Source organism: Paenisporosarcina sp. P4_E4_2 (assembly GCF_056401595.1).
Genome location: NZ_JBFUJC010000529.1, coordinates 1 through 1,311 on the forward strand (window position 1 = coordinate 1; position 1,311 = coordinate 1,311).

Below are 1,311 nucleotides of genomic sequence, written 5' to 3' on the forward strand. Positions count from 1 at the left end.
CGTTGGCGCACTCCATACAGTATTAGGAAAACTTCGCACAGCCGGTAAATATAATAAGGCTAAAGACGAACTGGAATATTTGTTGAAAAAAATCCCGGCAGTCGGTGGAAAACTGGCAGCTACGGCGGAACGGGTTAAAGACAGTTTAAAATATTTACTAGTTTCAGGTGTGTTTTTCGAGGAACTTGGATTTACGTATTTAGGTCCTATTGACGGACATAATTACGAAGATTTGCAAGAGAATTTGTTATACGCGAAAAAAATGAAGGGACCAGTATTGGTTCATGTCATCACGAAAAAAGGCAAAGGGTACCGCCCGGCAGAAGAAGATAAAATTGGTACTTGGCATGGGACAGGTCCTTATAAAATGGAGACCGGTGCATTCGTAAAGTCTTCGACAAAAGCACCTTCATGGAGTGGATTGGTCGCTGAAACCGTGTGTAAACTTGCACGTGAAGATGAGCGGATTGTAGCTATAACACCTGCGATGCCAGTTGGTTCGAAATTAGAAGGCTTTGCGGCTGAATTCCCTGAACGCATGTATGACGTCGGCATTGCTGAACAACATGCAACCACTATGGCGGCCGGCCTTGCCACTCAAGAAATGAAGCCGTTTTTAGCCATCTACTCAACTTTCCTGCAACGCGCTTATGACCAAGTTTTACATGATATTTGTCGTCAAAATTTAAATGTCTTCATCGGAATTGACCGATCAGGACTTGTTGGCGCTGACGGGGAAACCCATCAAGGCGTATTCGATATTTCATTCCTACGTCATTTGCCAAATATGGTAATCATGATGCCTAAAGATGAAAATGAAGGTCAGCATATGGTGAAAACCGCCATCGATTACAATGATGGTCCAATTGCATTGCGCTACCCGAGAGGGAATGGGCTCGGTGTTCCGATGGATGCAGAATTACATTCCATACCGATTGGTTCATGGGAAGTTTTAAGAAAAGGTTCGGATGCGGCAATTTTAACATTCGGTACCACAATCCCAATGGCTATGGAAGCTGCAGAACGATTGGCACTGGAAGGTATCCAAGCAGAAGTTATCAATGCAAGGTTCATTAAACCACTTGATGAGGGTATGCTGCATAAATTAGTGGAACGTAATCTTCCAATATTTACTGTGGAAGAGCGATTTTACAAGGCGGATTTGGAAGCAGCATATTGGAATTTATGCAAGACCATGAGTATACGGGCGTTTCCGTTAGTCGAATGGGCATTCCAGATCAGTTTATTGAACACGGAAACGTTGATGAACTGTTAAATGAAATACATTTAAATTCGGCTGAATTAATCACC

At 42.9% G+C, this 1,311-nt stretch carries 1 pseudogene; it reads left to right on the forward strand.

Annotation, left to right across the window (positions count from 1 at the left end):
* Positions 1 to 1,311 (forward strand): annotated as a pseudogene (gene dxs, locus AC1DSB_RS19415) (1-deoxy-D-xylulose-5-phosphate synthase); the annotation flags it as partial.